Consider the following 21,624-nt stretch of genomic DNA (forward strand, 5'->3'; position numbering starts at 1 on the left):
TTTTGTCAGTACGAGTATTAGTCCCCGGTGTTTTCAAGATAGTTCTCCGACTACCTGATTTAATTCTCCGAGCATGTTTGCCCCCAGGGTATATGCATAAGCAGCACTGGGCTTGTACCGTAAGTCAACACCATCAACGATTTGCTTCCGTGACAGTGTTTTTGTGGTGACTAAGCCATCATCTAAATTATGCTGTTTAATGAATGCGACAATTCCCTTTAAGTATCTGAAGTCAGAGCATGGTAAATCAGACCATTTTACTTCAACACACCAGTAGGGTTTTTGAGTGGCAGGGTTTAGCCAGACGATATCAACTTCACCTGCTTTCCAACGAGCGTAGTGCAGGTTTTCTATATCAGCATTATGGAACCACTGACTGAAGATGGCTGTTTCTGTCAAGGCTCCCATAGCTTCATGGTTTTCCTCAACAGGGCCAAAAAGAGCTGCTCTCATTGAAGGGTTTGTGAGGTAGACTTTAAAGGTTGTTGCCCTTTTGAATTTTTTTGCACTGATGTCTACGCGGTGAATAATCTTTATTAGAAAAGCCGCTTCTAAATATTCAATATATTTCTTTATGGTGTTTTTTGAAACGCCTGATGATTTTGACAGTGCCTCTAACGTTATTTCATTACCAGTGTTGTAGGCTATGGCATTAAAAAGCTTATTCAGTTCTTGAACATCATTGATTCCATACAGGCTTGGTAAGTCTCTTAAGAGCACTTTATCAATGATGTCGCTTTTTATGAATCTGGAGCTGTTTTCTTGTATCAATGTTGAAAATACAGCTTCTGGATAGCCGCCATAGTTCAGATAGTTTACAAACTCTTTGTTGAGCTCTTCTATATCTAAAGCTTCCCAAAACCCATGGTCATAGCTCATCAGTTTATCTGACTTATTGATAAACGAAAGGTACTCAGCGAATGTTAACGGTGGAAGCAGGAATTCTGTGAATCGACCGGCACCGGACTCACGACTTTTCAGTTTCAGAGCAGGGGCCGCTGAACCTGTGGCAATATATTTGTGAGATACATAGGAATCAACCAGTGATTTTAAATGAACTTCCCAATTTGGAAGATATTGTATCTCATCAAAAATGATATAGAGCTTACTGTCTCTTTTATGCTTAAATTCTTCGCTAAAAAAATTTAAAATTTGTTCAAGCGAAAGACCCGTGTATATAGGTGTTTCCAGAGAAACGTAGAGAATGTTGGTCGGGCTTACACCTTCTTCAAGTAACTTTTCAATGGTGTGGTAAACCATAACGGTTTTACCGACTCGTCTGGGTCCCATTAAGACGGCAGCCCGGTTTATGGATGATTCCCTGACCAGTTCAAAGAAAGGAGTGAAATAAAACCTCCTGGGATAGCTTTGGTACCTGGATTCAACACTGGAGGTTTCCCACCAGGGGTTATCGAAATAGAGGCGCTTTACTATCTCATTGCCAGATATAGTTAACATAGGATTTATATTAAGATCAAAAAGTTGATCTTAATTGTGCTTCAGGGTTAGATAAAGTCAATAGATTGATCTTATTGGATTATTGGGCAAGCCCGGACTTGACGACTACTCGACATAATTTACGGGAAGAAATAGCCTTTTTCTAGCAGCCAGTGCAGGTCGGTTTGGACTCTTGGCAGGCTGAGTAAATTTTTTGCTCCCTATATTTTAATCACTGCTATGCTGATCACTGCTATGCTGATCACTCTTGCAATCTTAGTCACTGAACCCCGCCCTGAAGGACGGGGCTTGAGAAAGCTCTCAATTTAGGGTTAGAAGTGACCAGACTCAGTAACCGCAAGGTTGCTACGTTACCAACGAATATATAGTTACCTTGGGATGCTTCACCAGTCCCAAGCTCTAAGGATAGGGATTAAACATCGTATTGAGGGTTAATCGAAGTGTTCCTATCTCGAAACCGCTGGATAACATTGTCGAGGTGAACTTTACTGCCGCAAGGCTAGAACGATGCGTAAGCACCAAATCTAAGGACAACGACGTATGAACCGAGTGTTCGTATTAGACAAAAACAAAAAGCCTCTTATGCCTTGCCATCCGGCAAGGGCAAGAAAGCTGTTAGACAAGGGTAAAGCGGCTGTCTTCAGACGCTATCCTTTCACAATCATCCTGAAGGAAAGAGAAGGTGGCGATGTACAGCCACTGGAACTCAAATTCGACGTTGGAAGCAAAACAACAGGCATAGCCGTTGTTGCTGACTGTGATCGTGGAAAGAAAGTTGTCTTTGCTGCTGAACTCCAGCATAGAGGACAGAGGGTTAAGGATTCTCTTGAGTCTCGACGTGCAACACGTCGAGCCAGAAGAAACCGGAAAACCCGCTATAGAAAAGCCCGTTTCATGAATCGAACAAGACCCGAAGGTTGGCTACCGCCTAGCCTTATGAGTCGGGTTTTCAATACTGAGACTTGGACTAAAAGGCTCTGCCTGAAAGCACCCATCAGTAATGTAGCTGTTGAGCGTGTTAAGTTCGATATGCAACTTATGGAGAATCCAGACATTTCAGGAGTCGAGTATCAACGTGGTACGTTGTTTGGCACTGAGTTGAGACAATATTTGTTGTATCGAGATGGACACAAGTGTTCTTACTGTAAGGGAGTGAGTAACGACCCAATCCTCAACATCGAACATTTCATATCCAGAGCCCTGAAAGGCTCAAACCGGATCGGCAATTTGTACATTGCATGTCGTACATGCAATGAAGAGAAAGGAGCCATCCACCCTAAGCAGTGGCTTGAATCTATTTCAAAGAAAAAGAACAAGAACAAGCTGGATACAGCAAGAGTCAGAAATGTGACCAACATCCTGAAAGGAAAGAAGGTCAATTGTTTGAAAGATGCTGCTGCTGTCAATGCCACAAGAAACGAAACCGCCAGACGTGTTCAGGCTATCGGTCTTCCTACCATCTTTGCTACTGGCGGTAGAACGAAGTTCAACCGCACTCAGCAAGGATACAAGAAAGAGCACTGGATCGATGCCGCTTGTGTAGGGGAGTCAGGAGCCAGTGTATACATAGCAGAGAGCACACAACCCTTAATCATTAAGGCTATGGGTAGAGGCTCACGACAAATGTGTAGAGTTGACAAGCATGGGTTTCCCCGTACAAAAGCTAAAGGTTCTAAGCAGGTTCAGGGGTTTCAGACTGGAGATATCATCAAGGCTATCGTTCCGGCCGGTAAACGGCAAGGAGCGTATACAGGACGGGTTGCAGTGAGAACGACAGGCTCATTCAACATCAAGACTGAAAGTGATACCATCCAAGGAATTTCATGGAGAAACTGTCAGAAAATTCAGTCTGTGGATGGTTATGGTTACAGCTTGCTCTAACGAGCAAGTCAACATTCCTCCCCGCACTAGAAGTACGGGGTATCCAGTTGAGGAAAAATGAGTAAATAAAGTGAGTTTAAAGTCCAAGTACCAGTCGACAGAGTTTGACCACATGCTAGACACCCTGACTGATTTGGTTAGCACAGTCGGTGAAGCAAACAGCCATATTAAAAAGCTGAACAAACGTCTTGACGAGCACGACGGACGTTTCGATGCGATTGACAAACGCTTGGACGAGCACGACAGACGTTTCGATGCACTTGACAAACGCTTGGACGAGCACGACAAACGTTTCGATGCGATTGACAAACGCCTTGACAGAATTGAAGACACCCTATCCATCATCGTATCTCTCCTCAAAAAATAATCACGTCACCTGACTAATAAGAATGGATTGCGCACAGCCGCAATCTTTTCCTGTCAACGATGAAAGAAAGAGTATTCTCTGTATTACCGCATGGTCAAAATATTGGCTTTATTGTCCGAGTGCTTATCCTGAAGTTTGCCCTGAGTTCTTTATAAAATCAGTCGTTTACATTCAATCGCTTTGTGGTGTTCTTAAATTTTTTTAATCTACTTGGTTTTTTTTTAAAAAAAGGTCTAAAACTGAAAATAACGGTTTCGAGATATCCGAAGCCAAACTTCAATAATCAATAAGGATGTTTGATTATGACAAAACTTCTATCAACCATTGCTCTTTCCAGCCTTCTGATGCTTTCTAGCGGTTCATTTGCCAACAGCGATGAACAAAAGTGGGTCGTTAATGTCAACACAGCCACTGTTCAGGAACTGGATGAAAAGCTCATCGGCGTGGGCAGACGAACCGCAGAAGAAATAGTAAAACACCGTAAAGAGCACGGCCCTTTCAAGAGTATGGATGACCTTGACCGAGTGAAGTTTATTGGTGAAGCCTTTATGAAGAAAAACGAATCCAGGATTATTTTTGAAGAGTAGTGAATCACTTCCACAAAAAAGCCCGTCCAGAGTGACGGGCTTTTTTGTATGTTGAGTCCATGCTCCAAAACCGATAGTCTGGTCTGAATTAAGACTTGTTTAGGAGTATTCCCTTGACCTTTACCTGGATTGACTGGGTTATTGCGGCCATCGTTGCTGTTTCTGCTCTCATCAGCCTTAAACGTGGCTTTTTTAAGGAAGTTCTCTCTCTTCTGACCTGGGTTGCGGCTATTTTTGTGGCCTGGACGTTTAATGGCAGTGTTGCGAACTTGTTGACCCAGTACGTCGAAACCCCTTCTGTCAGAGTCATTTCCGCATCGATTCTGCTTTTTGTCGCTACCCTGTTGGTGGGTGGCTTGGTGAGTCGACTGTTTTCAGAATTGGTTGAAGTCACCGGCCTTACGGGTACTGATAGAATGCTGGGCATGGTATTTGGAGGACTCAGGGGCTGCCTGCTGGTAGTGCTGGTGGTGGGATTAATGACATTTGCGCCATTAGAGAATGACGAAGCATGGCAAGATTCGGTACTATTGCCACACTTTTTACTGCTTGCAGACTGGTCCAGACAAACCGTAGTCCAGTGGGTTGAACCTGTGCTGCAAGCCGGTTGAAATGAACTCTTGAAAAAAAACAGTCTCTAAAGACGGCGATAAGTACAAAAAACCAGAGCTTTGGAGTCACTAATCCAGCCTGAGGGTGTGATAGAGGGTGTGATAAATGTGTGGAATTGTCGGTATTTCGGCGACGGTGAATGTAAACCAGCTGTTGTTCGATGCGCTGACCGTGCTTCAGCACAGGGGGCAGGATGCAGCTGGAATGGTGACCCTGGGGGGTGGTCATTTCTGTCTGAGAAAAGATAACGGGCTGGTGCGTGATGTCTTCAGAACCCGGCATATGAAGAAACTGGTAGGGCATATGGGGATTGCTCATGTTCGATACCCTACCGCAGGGACTTCCAGCTCAGCCGAGGCCCAGCCATTTTATGTTAACTCTCCTTACGGCATTGCTCTCGCCCACAATGGGAATCTGACCAATGCCGAGAATATCAAGCAAGAGCTCTTTCAAACCGACCTTCGCCATATCAATACTCACTCTGATTCAGAGATTTTGCTGAATGTTTTCGCCCATGAGCTGGAGCAGTCTGGCAAGCTGCAGCCCAGTCCGGCAGACTTCTTTCAGGCTGTTGGGCAAGTCTATAAGCGTTGCCAAGGTGGCTACGCTGTGGTCGCTATGATCAATGGTCACGGCATCATTGGTTTCCGCGACCCTCACGGTATTCGCCCTCTGATCTACGGTAAGCGAGAAAGCGACAAAGGCACAGAATACATGATGGCTTCTGAATCCGTTGCCTTAAGCGCCTCCGGCTTTGAGGTTATCCGTGATGTTGAGCCGGGCGAAGCTGTATTTATAGACTCAAATAATCAGTTGCACACGTTCCAGTGTGTGTCGGGCGTCAAGAACCCTTGTATGTTTGAATATGTCTATCTGGCCCGTCCTGACTCTATTGTTGATGGTATTTCTGTCTACCAGGCTCATCAGAGAATGGGGCTGATTCTCGCCAACAAGATTCTCAGAGAGTGGCCAGAACACGATATTGATGTCGTCATGCCCATTCCTGACACCAGCCGAACCTCCGCCTTGGAGATTGCAAGGAGATTAGGGCTTTCATATAAAGAGGGCTTCGTTAAGAACCGCTACATCGGTCGTACCTTTATCATGCCAGGTCAGGAAGTTCGCGAGAAATCCGTTCGCCAAAAACTCAGTGCGATTCGCCAGGAATTTGAAGGCAAGAATGTTCTGTTGGTGGATGACTCTATTGTCAGAGGTACGACCTGTCAGCAAATTATCGATATGGCCAGGGACAGTGGTGCAAAGAAAGTCTATTTTAGCTCGGCTGCCCCTGCGATTCGCTACCCCAATGTTTATGGGATTGATATGCCGACATCAGAAGAACTGATAGCTTATAACCGGAGTGATAAGGAGATTGAGCAGGAAATCGGGGCGGATCGTCTGATCTTCCAGGATCTGGATGATCTTAAAAAGACCGTTTCTTCGTTGAATCCCGATATTGCTGACTTCGACTGTTCGGTTTTCGATGGTAAATACGTGGCCGGCGGTATCGACAGTGACTATCTTAGCCGCCTGGCTGCCAGCAGGAACGAAGAGACCCGGGCGAATGAGGGAAGCGACTCGATCATTGATCTTTATAATGATGACGAGCTTGACTGACAGTTTCTCAGCCAGCTTCTCCGGAAGCTGGCACATATCTCAAATCCCTCATCCTAACCCCAACCTCAAGATCACAGGCCAGAGTCGCCAGTTTCAGGCTTAATAATGCCAGGTCTTTCTGCCTCACTACCTTTCCTGCCGCTCCTTTAGCTTCCTCGTCCAGCAAAAAAATATTGCTTATTTCCTGATGTTCCAGAATCAGGGAAGTGGCTCCTTTGTCGCCTACGCCCTGAACTCCGGGCACATCCCCCACGCCAGCCATGGCCCAGAACTGGGTTAGCCTGTCTGCGCCAAAACCGTACAGGTTCTGTACGCTCTCGCCTTGATAATCACACTTTTGGAAATGATCACGCAGCCTTATTTGCGGGGCACTCAACAGTTGCAGAAAAATGCGGTCTGTTGACAGTATGGTGGTTTCGATATCGGCTTTTGATGCTTTACAGGCCACAGCTGCAATCACATCATCCGCTTCCAGGCCTGACTTTCGGAAGGTCTTCACCCCCATGTTCAGAAACGCCCGGTTAAAATCACCCAGTCTTTTCCTCAAGGGTTCGGGCATGGGCTTACGACCCTTTTTATAGTCAGGGAAAAGCGCGTGTCTCCAGGTGGGAGGGTTGCCATCAAACACCATCAGGCAATGGCTAGGCGCGGTTTCTTTAATGGCTCGTGTCAGTGAAGAGAGGGTGGCCGAAATAGCGCCATCCACCTGACTGTCTTCATCGGGGGCCCTGACAGCAGCATGCACTCTTCGGATAAGATTAAGAGCATCAATCAAAAGCAGGTGAGGGCGCATTCTATTTTTTCCTTTATCACTCGTAAACCCGGTAGCCAGAGTGGGTATTTTTACTGTTAACCGTCGGATTTTTTCGTTATCGTTGGTCACTTGTCAATCGCAGGGCAAACTATTTTTTATGGTGAACAGCCTTGAGCGATTGATAAGCAGCCCTGAGCCACTAAGCAGCCCGAGCGATAGTATAGGACCAAAAATGAAAGACAACGACGAAAGTAATAACCAGAATCAATGGGCGTTTGAAACGCAGGCGATCAGGACAGGTGTCATCCGCAGTGGCGAAAAAGAACATAGCGAAGCGATTTATCTGACTTCCAGCTTCACTTACGACAGTGCTGAGCAGGCACAGTCTGTTTTTGCCGGTGATGAACAGGGCAACGTTTACTCACGGTACACCAACCCTTCAGTAAAAATGTTTGAAGAACGTATGGCAGCCCTGGAAGGGGGAGAGCTGGCCTGTGCCGCGGCTTCAGGCATGGCGGCTATCCTGGGTATGTGTATGGGCATCTTGAAAGCCGGTGATCATGTGATCTGCTCACGCAGTGTTTTTGGCACAACGGTTACCCTTTTTGCCAAATACATGGACAAGTTTGGCGTTAACACCACGTTTGTTGATTTCACGAATTACCAGCAATGGCGAGAAGCCATGCGTCCCAAAACGCGTCTTCTGTTTCTGGAAACGCCTTCGAACCCTATGGGTGAGGTGGTGGATCTGGAAGTTATGGCCGCCATTGCTCATGACAATGACGCTTTGCTGATGGTGGACAACTGCTTCTGTACACCGGCCCTGCAGCAACCTCTTAAGCTGGGTGCGGATATTGTTGTCCACTCTACCACCAAGTATATCGATGGTCAGGGACGCTGCATGGGTGGCGTGGCGGTGGGTAGTAGAGAGCTTATTAATGAGATGCATCTCTGGCAGCGTGCGGCTGGCGCTTCAATGAGCCCTTTCAATGCCTGGAATTTTTACAAATCCCTTGAAACACTCAACCTGAGAATGGATGCCCATTGTCGTAATACGATGGCGCTGGCCCAGTGGCTGGAAGCCCATCCTGCTGTCGAAAGGGTTCACTACAGCGGCCTTGAGTCTCACCCTGGTCACAGTCTGGCAAAACGTCAGCAGAAAGGCTTTGGCGGTGTTCTTGCCTTCGAAGTGAAAGGCGGCAGAGAGCAGGCCTGGCAAGTTATGAATGCCGTCACCTTTATTTCCAGAACCGCGAACCTGGGGGATACCCGCACAACGATCACCCATCCGGCCACGACCACACACTGTCGTCTTTCTGATGAAGACAAAGCAAGAACCGGTATTACTGAGAATTTGATCAGGGTGGCGGTAGGTCTTGAGAATCTTGAAGATTTGAAGGCGGATCTTGAGAAAGGCTTAAGGCGTTTGCTGTAATCCCCTGAGGCTCCTAGTGTTCCTGTGCAGGAGGTTTTGGCATCTTCTGGCTCAGGTAATGGTTCATGTACAGCTGAATCTTTTGACCTTCCGGGGTGCCAGGGCAAACCAGGTACACCTTGGGCGGTCTGGTTTTATGAGGGTGACTGCTCATATATCGGCTGATGGCGATACAAGCAATGGCTGCTGCTCTTTGAGGGCGAATATTCATTTCGGCGCTGAAAATGGGGATGGCGATACTCGACAGGTTTTTTCTGTGAGCGGCTTCGATGGCCGATTGGTAGGCGCTATTCAGCTCTGAATTGATATTCCTGGAACTGGCATGGGGAAGCATGGCATGAACCATGTGACTGAAGCCTTTGTCCTGCAGGGCAGGGCTGGGTGAAATGATGGCCAGTCCCGGGTTCATCCTTTTAATGGTCTCCAGAAATCCTTTTCTAGCCAAACCGGGGTCAATCTCGGAAAGCTGAGTCAGTAAAGCCGTTTCATTTTCTGCCCCCCTGGGCGTGTAGGGGCAGGCAATGGCTTGAATGGGCTGGGTTCGTAACTCGTTTATGCGGCTGATATCCCCGGACAGCAAAAAGACTTCTTTTTCTAACAGTTGGTCAGCGGGTATCCTGACATCCTTCTGGATCAGAGTGTCGGCAGGCTGTTCCTGTTCGGGAGTCAGTAGCCGTTGCAGAGGTCTGACAAAAGCGGCCAGTTCATGGGCCCTGTCGGCAGGGTTTTGCAGAGTAAGATGATTCAGGACGGCTACCCAGTCGCCGACGATCACCTGATTCACCAGCCTGGAGAAAGCTTGCATGTCTGCCAGCGTTCCCTGTTTAAAGATTTGGATTTGAAGAAGCTTGGCACGGGTTAGCAGCTTGTTCTGAAGCTCACATAAGAGGTCAGTTTCTTCGGGCAGTGAGTCGACATTAATACCAATGCGGGCAAAGTCATTTCTGGATTGTCGAGCGGTTCTGTTGATGTGGGACTGCGGATTTTCATCCCGTTTGATGTTGCGAAGTCTGATACCCGAATAAGGATTGTCGCCCCTGGCTCTGGCTTCCTGAAGTAAGGCTGCGGGATCTTCCAGTACCCGGGTTTTCCGGTTCCGGGTAAAGGCGGTGCGCAGTTTATGTTTTACCCAGCTTTTGAAAATCTTCCAGTTGGATGCTGAGCTGACCGAATCAGGCGTTGGAATCATTGTTGTGCCAGAAAATTTTGTTATGCCAGAAAATTTACCGATAGTTTTCAGTATAAGCAATTCTTCTCTTGAACAGGCTTCCGGCAACCAGTCCCCGTAAAACGAGTTAAAAAAATCCCCGCATAATAGCGGGGATTGTTGGGGTGATAATCAGCTCACTGATCAGCTTGCTTTAGCGATAACGTCATCGGCTGCCTTCTGATAAGACTCAACCTGATCAAAGTTCAGGTAACGGTAGACTTCGCCGGACATGGAGTCCAGGTTTTGAGCGTAGGCCATGTATTCATCCGCCGTAGGAATCTTACCCATAATTGCACCAACAGCAGCCAGCTCAGCGGAACACAGGTAGACGTTCGCGCCGTCACCGAGACGGTTCGGGAAGTTACGGGTAGAGGTTGACAGTACCGTGGCGCCCGGTTCGACACGAGCCTGATTACCCATGCACAGTGAGCAGCCCGGAATTTCGGTACGAACACCGCTGTCCTGATAGATGTGGTAGTAGCCTTCTTCTTCCAGCTGGGCTTTGTCCATCTTGGTGGGAGGAGACATCCAGAAGCGGGTTTGCAGAGGGTTCTGGTTCTGCTCCAGCAGTTTACCTGCTGCACGGAAGTGACCGATGTTGGTCATGCAGGAACCCAGGAAGACTTCGTCAATCTTGTCGCCCGCTACGTCAGACAGTGTGCGGGCGTCGTCTGGATCGTTAGGCGCACAGAGAATCGGCTCTTTGATTTCAGACAGGTCTATTTCAATCACTTCAGCGTACTCTGCGTCAGCATCAGCGCGCATCATAACAGGGTTAGCCAGCCACTCTTCCATCTTGCGGGCACGGCGCTCCAGAGTACGGGGGTCACCGTAACCTTCGCTGATCATCCAGCGCAGCATGGTCACGTTGGACTTCAGGTATTCGCTAATGGACGCTTCAGACAGCGTGATGGTACACCCGGCAGCGGAACGTTCCGCAGAAGCGTCCGACAGTTCAAAGGCTTGCTCGGCAGTCAGGCTTTCCAGACCTTCGATTTCCAGAATGCGGCCAGAAAAGGCGTTTTTCTTGCCTTTCTTCTCAACCGTCAGCAGACCTTGCTTGATACCGTACAGAGGAATAGCGTGTACCAAATCACGCAGTGTGATACCCGGCTGCATTTCACCTTTAAAGCGAACCAGAATGGATTCTGGCATATCCAGAGGCATTACTCCGGTAGCCGCAGCAAAGGCCACCAGACCGGAACCGGCAGGGAAGGAAATACCCAGTGGGAAACGAGTGTGAGAGTCGCCCCCCGTACCCACCGTGTCTGGAAGCAGCATCCGGTTCAGCCAGCTGTGGATGATACCGTCACCGGGACGCAGGGAGACGCCACCACGGTTCATGATAAAGTCAGGCAGCGTGTGATGCGTTTCAACATCAACAGGTTTGGGATAAGCCGCTGTATGACAGAACGACTGCATCACCAGGTCAGAAGAGAAGCCAAGGCAAGCCAGGTCTTTCAGCTCGTCACGGGTCATTGGGCCGGTGGTGTCCTGAGAACCGACGGTGGTCATTCTGGGTTCACAGTAAGTGCCGGGACGGACGCCTTCTACCCCACAGGCTTTGCCGACCATTTTTTGGGCGAGGGTAAAACCTTTGTTGGAGGCTTTGGGAGCAACAGGACGACGGAAACTATCAGAATGCCCCAGCCCCAGGGCTTCACGGGCACGGTCAGTCAGGCCACGGCCAATGATCAGGTTAATACGACCGCCAGCTTGAACTTCGTCCAGGATAACATCGGACTTGAAGCCGAATTCAGACAGCACTTCACCGGACTCGGACAGGATTTTGCCGTCGTAGGGACGGATCTCAATCACATCCCCCATGTTCAGCTTATCAACGGGGGCTTCAAAAACCAGGGCACCCGCATCTTCCATAGTGTTGAAGAAGATAGGAGCGACTTTGCCACCAATACAGATACCGCCAGCACGTTTGTTAGGTACGCCGGGAATATCGTCACCGAAGAACCAGAGTACCGAGTTAGTAGCAGACTTACGGGAAGAGCCGGTGCCCACGACGTCGCCTACGAAGGCAACAGGCAGGCCCTTGGCCTTAATATCGTCGATCTGTTTCAACGGGCCGGTCACACCGTGTTCTTCAGGTTCCAGACCATCGCGGGTCATTTTGTACATGGCACGGGCATGAACCGGAATGTCAGGACGGGACCAGGCATCAGGAGCCGGAGAGAGGTCATCGGTGTTGGTTTCGCCAGACACTTTGAAGACAGCCACTTTGATGCTTTCCTGAACGGCCTGACGCTGGGTGAACCACTCGGCATCCGCCCAGGACTGAAGTACCGCTTTAGCGTGGGCATTTCCGGCCTTGCTTTTTTCTTCAATGTCGTGGAAGGCATCAAACACCAGCAGGGTGCCTTTCAGCTGTTCTGCAGCCAGCTCCGCCAGTTCGGTGCTGTCCAGCAGCTCAACCAGTGTTTCAATGTTGTAGCCACCGTGCATCAGGCCCAACAGTTCAACCGCTTTTTTCTTATCCAGCAATGGGGACTCTGCTTCGCCTTTGGCAATGGCGGACAGGAAACCGGCTTTAACGTAAGCGGCTTCGTCGACGCCTGGCGGAATTCGGTTTTCCAGCAGCTCCAGCAGGTATTCTTCTTCACTGGCTGGTGGGTTTTTCAGCAGGGCTACCAGCCCGGTGACTTGTTCGGCGCTTAATGGTTTTGGCGGGACACCTTCTGCTGCACGCTCTTCGACATGTTTTCTATAGGCTTCTAGCACGCATCTACCCTCATTAATCTGTGCGGCCTGTCCGGTCACCTTTGCTGTTATTGCTACAGTGGTGTGTGCAGGCATCGTATACTGGTGGGAATTATTGTGTACAGGTTATCAGTGAAAACAACCGTAACCTTTGGTTCTTCAACCCACCGGCGGCGCGGGCAGTATAGCGGATAGCATTATTCAAGTTAAGGGTATCCCGAAATCTTTGCTATAAATCAGGTGAATACTGGTTGTATAATGCCATCCAGTCGGTAGATGCGCACCTGACAAGCTGGTTCCGGGTTGCGGTGTTTACCGGGTGTCTGCCTCTCTGATAACCCTCAGATTTCCTTTTTTCCAGTCCTCAACCATATCCAATATTGATTCACGATCGTGGATGTAAATATCAAGCCCGGAAATCTTGCTAATATATTTTCCATCACCGATATAAACCATGCTGTGGTAAACCGGAGGTTTATGTTCAACGCAGGCAGGCTGCTCTGTTATTTCCACAATATCTCCAAACCTTAAATCCTGTTCTCCAGTAAACTCAGTGACTTTTATGTATGGGAGTGATTCGTAAAAAGCATCATAATCTTTATATTTCCTGGACTCACAATTTGAAAAGCCAAGGCTGAGGTAGTGAGCAAAGTCGTGACATACGCCATATATTGTTTTTTTTGTATATTCATCAAAACCGGTACAAACATTGTTAAAACCTTTTGTTATGACATCAGAAAGTCTCTTTTTTATCAGGCTGCTTTTTTCTTCTTGTCGGTCAGTAAAACTTTCTAATAAAATCTCATCATTTTTTGAAACAGAGTCACAGCCTGTTTGCTGGTGTATACGATGATAAAGCTTCCCATTGAGAATAAATGGAAAGTGCTTAAGCTTAAAATAATTCGGTAGCAAGTTTGCCTTGTATTGGCAGATCTCCAGTTTCCACTGTGCTGGTGGATTAGATGCTGTGGTGCATGGAGCAACCATTCCTGATCTTAATAAAGCTTTTGATGCCTGGTTACCTTGTAATGGTTGCATGGCTCTTCCTCGATAGCTGATTGGAAGCCTCATTAAATCCTTGTAAAAAGAAAGTTTCACTAACATTCGAGTCAGTGAACATAACAAGCAGCGACAGGTCAGAGCGGCTGAGAAGTTAAATATCCTGCAAAATAATAAAAAGGTGCTACATTTCAGTGTTCATTTTCAAAGTAAATAAGCCTGAAACACATGAAAAATCAAAAATCCATTGTAATAGCTCGAATTGTTTTTGTTTTGTCTGTTTTGTCTGTTTTGTGTTCATATAACGCCAATGCATCAGTCTATAAGGCGATGGATAGCCTGGTCTCTCTTGTTAATGAGATAGGTCTCAAACAAGAGCAGCTTAACCAAGTAGGCGTGTCCATTTTTTCTGATTCAGAAATGGACAACCATGTCATGCATCTGAGAATACATCATGCAACATTACTTGCCAGACAACAGCCAGGTGTAGTTCCTTCAAGAGTTGTCTATATGCAACAAGTAAGAAAAGAAACCAGGCGCTCCAAGTCTGAGCATTTTGCTGAGCTTGCGGTGCAAAAGTTAACTGGGCTAATGTCCATGGGTAAAGGAGATGCTAGCTTTACAGCTTTTAATGGAATACGTTATCATCTTCCACAACTTGATCTTTTGGATGAAGGAGACAAGCTGGAAAATGAACAAGTTGCCGAAGCAGCAAAAGAATTTTTATCAGCAGTTTACAAGATATTGGTAAAAGATGTGGTTTTTTTAGTAACGTGTACTAATCTGGGCTTAGCAGGAGAGTACGAAACAACTATGAATTTAATTCGTGCAGCATTGCAGTAACGTTGTAGTCTCAAAAAATAACACGTATGAACCGTAATAAAACGGTTCATCCTTGATAGCTGATTGAAAGCCCTATCAAATCCTTGTAAAAAGAAAGTTTCACTAACATTCGAGTCAGTGGACATAACAAGCAGCGACAGGTCAGAGCGGCTGAGAAGTTAAATATCCTGCAAAATAATAAAAAGGTGCTACATTTCAGTGTTCATTTTCAAAGTAAAGAAGTCTGAATCACATGAAAAATCAAAAATCCATTATAATAGCTCGAATTATTTTTGTTTTATCTGTTTTTTGTTCATATAACGCCAATGCATCAGTCTATAAAGCGATGGATAGTCTGGTGTCTCTTGTTAATGAGATAGGTGTCAAACAAAAGCAGCTTGAACCAGAAGTTGCGACTCTTTTTTCTGGTTTAGAGTTTCAAGAAAATCTCTCATTTCTGAGGTTTTATCATGCATCATTGCTTGCCAGGCAGCAGCCAGATATGCCTGCTTCAAGCGATGTCTTTTTAAAACTAGTAAGAAAACAAGCCAGGCGCCAGGGGTCTAAAGATAAAGATTTTGCTGAGCGAGCGGTGCAGGATTGTGTTCGGATGATGTCCGTTGGTAGAGGGGTGGCTAGCGCTCCATTTGATAATGAAGTTACATTTACTGTTCCACAGTTTGATCTTTTTAATGAAGGAGACAAGCTAGAAGATGAACAAGTTTCCGAAGCAGCAAAAGATTTTTTATCAAAATTGTACGAGATATTGGTAAAAGATGAGGTTTTTTTAGCAACGTGTACTAATCTCGACTTAGCAAAAGAGTACGAAGAAACTATGAATTTAATTCGTGCAGCATTGCAGTAACATTGCCGTCTAAAAAAATACATATAAAAGATCGAGCTGCATGACGATCAGAGCTCATGCAGATATAATGCAGGGATTTCTACCTTCGAGACGAGCCAATGACAACGGCAAAAGATACTGTTTGGGGAATGACTCCTCATCGCGGGATGGCCAGGCAGCTTGCCATCCGTGATATTCCTTCTTTGGTTTACGACGCTGTAAACCTTGAAGGCGTTGCGATGACTTTTTCAGAAATCCAAACCCTGTTAGATGGAATTACGGTTGGCGGTCATAAAATAAGCGACCAGAATATGGCTCTGCATCAGGCAGAGGCTTGGAAATATCTGTTTGCCCTGGTTTCTGAAGGTAAGTTCTCTTTTTCCAAAGACGTTGCTTTGGCCATTCACGGCATTGCCGGTAAAGAAGAAGCTCTGGCGTGGGGAGTTTTTCGGACGGGTCCCGTAACGATCAGTGGCTCAAAATACGAGCCTCCTTCATCTGAAGAACTTGATACTGTCTGGGCTGAGATTGAGTCAGAAATAATCGGTTATAACGATGTCTATGACAGGGCAATCACTGCCTTTCTGAGAATGGCAAGGGCACAATTCTTTTGGGATGTGAATAAGCGTATGGGACGGTTTATGATGAATGGTATTCTGCTTTCACATGGGTTTCCAATTATCAATGTTCCAGCCAAACGACAGATAGAGTTTAACCAGTTGATGCTTGACTTCTATGCAACAGCAGATATGAGCGGGATGAATACCTTTCTGAGATCATGCCTCAATAAGAAAATCTTAGGTAATTTCAAACCTGCCCCATTGGGTGGCTAACAAAAAAGCAAGAAAGCGAAGGGTGCCAGGCACAATCTACGTTCATCCTGAGCGGAGTCGAAGGATGTGGGCTCCGAACCAACAATAAAGACCGTGCCCGGCACCCTTCGACTCCGCTCAGGGTGAACGGAGTCTGGGTGCCATTAATAGAGGGAACCGGGAACCCGTCAATTAGATTGAAAGCGTGTACTAGCTTTCAATCTCGTAACAGGGAACATAACGACTGCCTGGCAACTTCATTCTGAATTGCTCGACAAAAGACTGAAGCAGACTGTCTACCTGTTTCATAAGCTCCGGCTCTCCCTTTAACTGATACGGGCCTTTTGCCCTGATCTGGCAAACGCCTTCTTCTTTGATATTACCCGCCACAATACCTGACATGGCCCGTCGAAGGTTTGCTGCCAGGACGTGGGGAGGCAGCTGGGTATTTAGCTCAAGATTCGCCATGTTTTCATGGGTTGGGTCAAAGGGGGTTTGAAAATCCTCATCAATCTGAAGTAACCAATTGAAGTAGTACGCATCACCATGCTTTCTGCGATAGCGGGTAACTTGCTCCAGTCCGCTTTTCATTACCCGGCTGACCTCCAGCGGATCATCAATAATGATCCGATAGCGTGACTGGGCTTCTTCCCCCAGAGTATTGCCAATAAAGGCATCAATTTTTTCAAAATAGTCTCTGGCCGCTTCCGGCCCTGTGAACACCAGTGGGAAAGGAACGTCCCTGTTGGCAGGGTTGAGCAGAATGCCAAGAATATAGAGAATTTCCTCACAGGTGCCCGGCCCACCCGGAAAAACGGTGATGCCATGACCCAGACGAACGAACGCCTCCAGACGTTTTTCAATATCCGGCAGGATAATCAATTCGTTAACAATAGGGTTGGGTGATTCCGCCGCAATAATGCCCGGCTCGGTTAAACCAATAAATCGACCACGGGAGGTGCGCTGCTTGGCATGGCCGATATAGGCGCCTTTCATCGGGCCTTTCATGGCACCAGGGCCACAACCTGTACAGATATTCATACCCCGCAGACCCAGCTGATAACCTACTTTCTTGGTATATTCATACTCATGTCGGGCGATAGAGTGTCCACCCCAGCACACCACAATACTGGGCACCTGTTGGGTAATAAAAGCATCTGCGTGTCTGAGAATCTGGAAAACCAGATGGGTGATGTCAGTGGAGCTTTCTAGGGTAAAGCGTGGGTCTTCTGTGATGTGAGACGACACATAAAGTATATCTCGGAGAACGGAAAACAGGTTTTCCCGGACACCGCGAATCAGTTTTCCGCTCACAAAGGCATCGGCGGGCGCGTTAATTAACTCCAGTTTCAGCCCACGGTGTTCCTGGACTATGCGGATGTCAAAATCCTGGAATTGCTCCATGATTTCTTCGGCGTCATCACCTTCCTGTTCACAGTTGAGTATGGCCAGGGCGCACTGTCGGAACAAACGATGCAGGCCTTTCTGGCTGGTGTCCTGGAGACTGCTGACCTCACGGTTTGAGAGAACACGCATAGAACCCACAGGGTTAACGATGGTGGAAACAGTATTTCTGGCGGTCATGATACCCCCTGGTTTTTTTTATCGTGAAAATCGTCCAGCGATTTGAATAGCACAGTGGGTCTGGTCCCATGGTCGTATTGTGCAATCGGCGACAGATTTATTATATGTGGATATAAGACATTTTTTCAGTCTTGACGGATTGACTATCCTCTGACAAATTTAGAATGTTAATTCCGTTCTATGAGTTGAATGCTTCGGCTCACATCTCGTTTCGGCTCTTTCAGGCTTTGCCAGAGGTAGTGAAAATGGCTGAACAAAGAGTAGTAGACTATCTGAACCATCATCATGTGCCCTTTGCCGTCCATCGTCATCCTCCTGCTTTTACGGCCCAGGAAATTGCCGAAAAAGCGCACATCAGTGGGCATAATCTGGCCAAAACAGTCGTGGTTAAACTCGATGGCAAGCTGGCACTGTGTGTACTGCCAGCCACCGAAAGAGTCAACTTCAGTCAATTGCGACACGCAGCAGGCAGTCATACCGCAGAGTTGGCCACGGAGGAAGAGTTTGCATCAACCTTTGGTCATTGTGGGTTGGGAGCCACACCGCCTTTCGGAGGGTTGTTTGGTCTGCCTGTTTACGCAGTTGACTCGCTGGACAGGGGCAGCATCGTCGCTTTCAACAGTGGTGATTCATCGGAACTTTTGGTGATGGGCTGGCAGGACTTTCAGGAGTTGGTACACCCCGTTGTGCTCTCAAAGAAACAGAGGGCCGCGATAGCCTGAAGGGATCACTTGACCCTCATCCCAAGTATTGAGGCCCATACTTTCCTGAGTGCCGGGTCGAGAAATTCGCTCGAAGGTCTGGAGAATACCGGCTGGCCAAGTAGTGACGTATAGCTTGGTAAGCTTCTTGAAAGAAAAGCTTCTTCTTCCTGGTGATCAGTGTGATCGGTTGAAGCGATTGTTGTTTCGTTCTCTTCATTATTGGCTGTCGCAGTGTGTTCATTCAGAGTGGCGGACGCTTCATCAATCACTGGGTCGAAGAAGTTATCCTCAGCATCAAAAAACACATCGTCGTCTTCTTCTGTTTCAATGTCTGCTTCTGCCTGAGAAGCTGAAATGAGCGCGGCCAGCAGATTGGGTTCAACAGGGCCTCTTACTTTGATGAGTAATTTCATGACCCGATCAACCTGTTGATTGGCATCCTGAATCTGCTTCAATATGAGAGGTTTGTTTAAATAGGCTGACTCATCCGTTCGGGCGGCTTTCAGATATTCTTCAATCTGATTCAGGGTTTGCAGGCGGTCACTCAGAGTCACCGCTTCGCCGTCTTGAAGGTTAAACAGGCTGTTGACGGCTTTAACAAAATACGCTTTTTTTTCCTCTGCCATCAGCACACCTTCAGTGAAAATCTCTGCAAGTTCCGGGTGAGGCTTTTGTTTCATAACATCGGCTAAGATTGACATAGCCGCCTCGCTCATTGCTTCAGAGGTTGTGGGATTTTCCATTAAGTGTCTGAGGCGACGCATTTCTTTTTCTAAGGTTATGTCTTCAGGTAGCTGATCCCTTACCGCCAGTTCCAGCATGACTTTCAGGGCTGAAGGGTTACCCTGCCTGATGCCAAGGTCAAGCATCCTTGCGGCCTGTCTGTGATTTCCTGACTCAATCAACAGTTCAGCAGCTTCTTTGAATAAACCATGTCTAATCAGCAGTTCTTTAAGAAAACCCAGCGTGTTATGCGCCCGGATGTTGTCGTGTACCTGGAAGTTTTGCAGAAGAGTCTGTATCGGGAAGTGGGCCAGTGCATGGGCGACGATGTCCGGATGACTCCGGTCAAGCAGATTAAGTAATGAAACGAGATGATGAGGGTCGGTAAAGTAAGGGTGGTGACTGATTAAATCTTCAATAAAGGTTCTCATCTGGCTGTTTTTATAGAGCTTGTTCTGGCTCCAACGGATAAGCAGTTTGATAATGTCTTCTGCTTTTTCCGGGTTGGACTTATAGGTAAACTCAGCCAGTCGAAAGGCCAGGGCTTTTTCCTCGGGCGTGTTGGTAGGCAGGTTCTTTGCCAGATGAATCAGCCATTCAATATCAGTGACCAGTTCACTGGCATTTTCGATGTCTTTTCTTTTTAGTAGCTGTTTGTACAGCTCAAAGGCTTTCTCGCCATCGACGGCAATCAGCCTGTGGGCAACACTCTCAAGCCATAACCATGTTTCATCATCGGCCTTTGCAGCTTCCTTGACAAAGAACGCTGCTGGAATCGCCTGAAGAGCGATCATGCAGTCACTTTCGTGCTGAAATTTTTCCTGATCCCGGACAAAACGGAGCAAGGCCCGACAGGCGGCTTCGTCACCTTTTGTTGCTTCTATACAACGTGTTTCCAACAACCTTGGCACCATTCTTAATGGCTGGGCTAAGGCTTGATCTCCTGAGGCGATCTCACTCAGTATTCTACTGAAGGTGTCGGGTATAATAAGTACTCCTTCCTCTTGATCAAGCGCTTCTAAATGCAGGTGATGACGTGAAGGAAGTTCTTCAAGTGAAGTGTCGTCCAGCGGAGATGGGTCAGCTATTGAAGGATCGTGAGTCGGCCTCTGATGCAGTTGCTCAAAAGTGACTTGATCCTGATACTCTGCCCTGCTTGCCGGCTTTCCAGGGAGCAGGCCAGGCAGATCGACTTGGCAGGCGACAAATGTCAATGGCCAGCCAATCTGAAGTGCCGTACTTGCTTCATGGGGAACCAGTCGTGTTTGCCTGGCCGTCAGTGCTTTTTTTACTAACCAGCTCGTCAGTCTTCCGCCGGAAACACTGATACCGCGTTTTAAATCTTTTATCCTGATTTCGCCGTGTTGCATAAAAGCGACAACTTCGAGATGAACAGGCCTGGAGAAGAGAGGGGCCAGCAGCCAGCCAATATAGGGCATGTTGCGAATGGTCTTGGGGTGAATGGTCAGTGAACTGGCGAAGGTTCCGTTATGAGCATCATCAAGGTGTTGAACCTTGACACTTTTGACCTCTACCAAAGCTGGCCGGGCTGATTCGTTGGTAAACTTTAACGAGTCGAAAACGAGTATGGAAGTCTGTTTCGGTGAAGCTTCAAGCAAGTCCAGAGGCTTGCAAAACCGGACGCCTTCCATGGTGACTTTTCCCCGCTCAAAACCCACCAGGCAGTCTGACTCTACTGAAGGGGCAGGCACGGTCGTCAGTTCTTCATAAGTATCGAGATTTTCATATCGGACTTCTACTCTTTCGGCTGAAAGTTGCACCGCTGTTCGATCCTGAGAAGAGGCAACGAATGTGTTTTTTAATAGTTGGGCGATACTCATATCGGTGGCGACTGAGAGGGTCGTGTTTTCGAGTTTAAAATGAAGAGTCAGAGGAGGGCGATCTGCAAGCGGAATTTCAACGGTGCAGGAAAGGTCTCCCACTTGAAAGTGGTTTTCTGTCGCCTGTCCATTGATTAAATAGCTTGCTGATGCCTGGACGACTCTTTTTGAGTCGAAGTTTAATGCCGTCACTCTAACGGGCAGATCCTCACCATTCTTGATGAGTATTTCGTTAAAGTTAAATGGGGTTTGCTCGCCGTTGACAACGACTCCGGTATAACTGCACAGCAAGTCATACAATAAAGAGCGCCATTGACCCTTTTCGTCTTCATGGGTTATCTCAATACCGGCCTGACGACTGACGAAATTATCCAGCTTTGATGCAGCCTTTTCATAACCTGCGCCAGGAAGGTTCGCCAGTGCTCCGGCAGCTTTGCCTGGCAGGCCTTTCAGTATGCCAAGGTAATGGCTCTGCTTTTCCTCTTCATCAGGGTTAAGGTCAGGGTTTTGAGGGGATGCCGCGCCTTTTTTACCGATGTAACTTCTGTACCATCGTTGGAAAAACCAGGGTCGTCTTTCCGTCTTTCTTTCGTTGATATGGGGAGGTTCAGGTGTGTGCTGGTCAGATGATTCGTGGCTCAATTGACTGTTTGTTGCCGTCT

The 21,624-nt window shown here is 47.3% G+C and carries 17 protein-coding genes; 10 read left to right on the forward strand and 7 right to left on the reverse strand.

Annotated features, from left to right (window positions below; all coding sequences use genetic code 11):
• Nucleotides 1-33: 33 nt before the first annotated feature.
• A complete protein-coding gene (locus K7B67_RS06725; RefSeq protein WP_256484766.1) occupies nt 34-1,458 on the reverse strand; it encodes an ATP-binding protein in 1,425 nt (474 codons plus the stop codon).
• A gap of 540 nt (nt 1,459-1,998) precedes the next feature.
• On the opposite strand from K7B67_RS06725, the gene iscB reads away from it, so the two are divergent.
• The 5 genes from iscB (at nt 1,999) to purF (ending at nt 6,522) form a co-directional block, all read left to right on the forward strand.
• Complete coding sequence (gene iscB / locus K7B67_RS06730) at nt 1,999-3,339, forward strand: RNA-guided endonuclease IscB (protein WP_252179591.1); 1,341 nt, start codon at nt 1,999-2,001, stop codon at nt 3,337-3,339.
• 112 nt (nt 3,340-3,451) lie between these two features.
• Nucleotides 3,452-3,706, forward strand: coding sequence for a hypothetical protein (locus K7B67_RS06735; RefSeq protein WP_252179592.1), 255 nt, complete (start codon nt 3,452-3,454; stop codon nt 3,704-3,706).
• Nucleotides 3,707-4,008: 302 nt separating this feature from the next.
• Nucleotides 4,009-4,293 (forward strand): helix-hairpin-helix domain-containing protein, encoded by a 285-nt coding sequence (locus K7B67_RS06740; protein ID WP_252179593.1) that lies wholly within the window; start codon nt 4,009-4,011, stop codon nt 4,291-4,293.
• A 113-nt stretch (nt 4,294-4,406) separates the two neighbouring features.
• Nucleotides 4,407-4,904, forward strand: coding sequence for a CvpA family protein (locus tag K7B67_RS06745; RefSeq protein WP_252179594.1), 498 nt, complete (start codon nt 4,407-4,409; stop codon nt 4,902-4,904).
• 106 nt (nt 4,905-5,010) lie between these two features.
• Nucleotides 5,011-6,522, forward strand: coding sequence for an amidophosphoribosyltransferase (purF, locus tag K7B67_RS06750; protein ID WP_252179595.1), 1,512 nt, complete (start codon nt 5,011-5,013; stop codon nt 6,520-6,522).
• Nucleotides 6,523-6,529: 7 nt separating this feature from the next.
• Here the strand turns inward: purF and K7B67_RS06755 are convergent, their stop codons facing one another.
• Nucleotides 6,530-7,405 (reverse strand): 5'-3' exonuclease H3TH domain-containing protein, encoded by an 876-nt coding sequence (locus K7B67_RS06755; protein ID WP_252179596.1) that lies wholly within the window; start codon nt 7,403-7,405, stop codon nt 6,530-6,532.
• 103 nt (nt 7,406-7,508) lie between these two features.
• Here K7B67_RS06755 and K7B67_RS06760 point away from each other — a divergent pair, with 103 nt between their 5' ends.
• Complete coding sequence (locus K7B67_RS06760) at nt 7,509-8,711, forward strand: O-succinylhomoserine sulfhydrylase (RefSeq protein ID WP_252179597.1); 1,203 nt, start codon at nt 7,509-7,511, stop codon at nt 8,709-8,711.
• 13 nt (nt 8,712-8,724) lie between these two features.
• On the opposite strand, the gene K7B67_RS06765 is transcribed toward K7B67_RS06760, so the two are convergent.
• The 3 genes from K7B67_RS06765 to K7B67_RS06775 form a co-directional block, all read right to left on the reverse strand.
• The gene (locus K7B67_RS06765) at nt 8,725-9,960 is read right to left on the reverse strand and encodes a macro domain-containing protein (protein WP_252179598.1); all 1,236 of its coding nucleotides are present in this window, start codon (nt 9,958-9,960) and stop codon (nt 8,725-8,727) included.
• 102 nt (nt 9,961-10,062) lie between these two features.
• Nucleotides 10,063-12,654: a bifunctional aconitate hydratase 2/2-methylisocitrate dehydratase gene (acnB, locus tag K7B67_RS06770; protein ID WP_252179599.1), complete on the reverse strand. Its 2,592-nt coding sequence runs from the start codon at nt 12,652-12,654 to the stop codon at nt 10,063-10,065.
• Between the two features lie 291 nt (nt 12,655-12,945).
• Nucleotides 12,946-13,671: a hypothetical protein gene (locus K7B67_RS06775; protein ID WP_252179600.1), complete on the reverse strand. Its 726-nt coding sequence runs from the start codon at nt 13,669-13,671 to the stop codon at nt 12,946-12,948.
• Nucleotides 13,672-13,860: 189 nt separating this feature from the next.
• On the opposite strand from K7B67_RS06775, the gene K7B67_RS06780 reads away from it, so the two are divergent.
• The 3 genes from K7B67_RS06780 to K7B67_RS06790 all read left to right on the forward strand — a co-directional run bounded on the left by K7B67_RS06780 (nt 13,861) and on the right by K7B67_RS06790 (nt 16,131).
• Nucleotides 13,861-14,475, forward strand: coding sequence for a hypothetical protein (locus tag K7B67_RS06780; protein WP_252179601.1), 615 nt, complete (start codon nt 13,861-13,863; stop codon nt 14,473-14,475).
• Nucleotides 14,476-14,707: 232 nt separating this feature from the next.
• Complete coding sequence (locus K7B67_RS06785) at nt 14,708-15,319, forward strand: hypothetical protein (RefSeq protein WP_252179602.1); 612 nt, start codon at nt 14,708-14,710, stop codon at nt 15,317-15,319.
• 98 nt (nt 15,320-15,417) lie between these two features.
• Nucleotides 15,418-16,131 carry a Fic family protein gene (locus K7B67_RS06790; RefSeq protein ID WP_252179603.1) on the forward strand — a complete coding sequence of 238 codons (714 nt, stop codon included), beginning with the start codon at nt 15,418-15,420 and terminating at the stop codon, nt 16,129-16,131.
• A 189-nt stretch (nt 16,132-16,320) separates the two neighbouring features.
• Here K7B67_RS06790 and ppnN read toward each other — a convergent pair whose 3' ends face one another.
• Complete coding sequence (gene ppnN, locus K7B67_RS06795) at nt 16,321-17,694, reverse strand: nucleotide 5'-monophosphate nucleosidase PpnN (RefSeq protein ID WP_252179604.1); 1,374 nt, start codon at nt 17,692-17,694, stop codon at nt 16,321-16,323.
• A 245-nt stretch (nt 17,695-17,939) separates the two neighbouring features.
• On the opposite strand from ppnN, the gene K7B67_RS06800 reads away from it, so the two are divergent.
• A complete protein-coding gene (locus K7B67_RS06800; RefSeq protein WP_252179605.1) occupies nt 17,940-18,416 on the forward strand; it encodes a YbaK/EbsC family protein in 477 nt (158 codons plus the stop codon).
• 5 nt (nt 18,417-18,421) lie between these two features.
• Here K7B67_RS06800 and K7B67_RS06805 read toward each other — a convergent pair whose 3' ends face one another.
• Nucleotides 18,422-21,604 carry a hypothetical protein gene (locus tag K7B67_RS06805; protein WP_252179606.1) on the reverse strand — a complete coding sequence of 1,061 codons (3,183 nt, stop codon included), beginning with the start codon at nt 21,602-21,604 and terminating at the stop codon, nt 18,422-18,424.
• Nucleotides 21,605-21,624 lie beyond the last annotated feature (20 nt).

It is taken from the genome of Endozoicomonas sp. 4G, from assembly GCF_023822025.1.
GTDB lineage: Bacteria > Pseudomonadota > Gammaproteobacteria > Pseudomonadales > Endozoicomonadaceae > Endozoicomonas_A.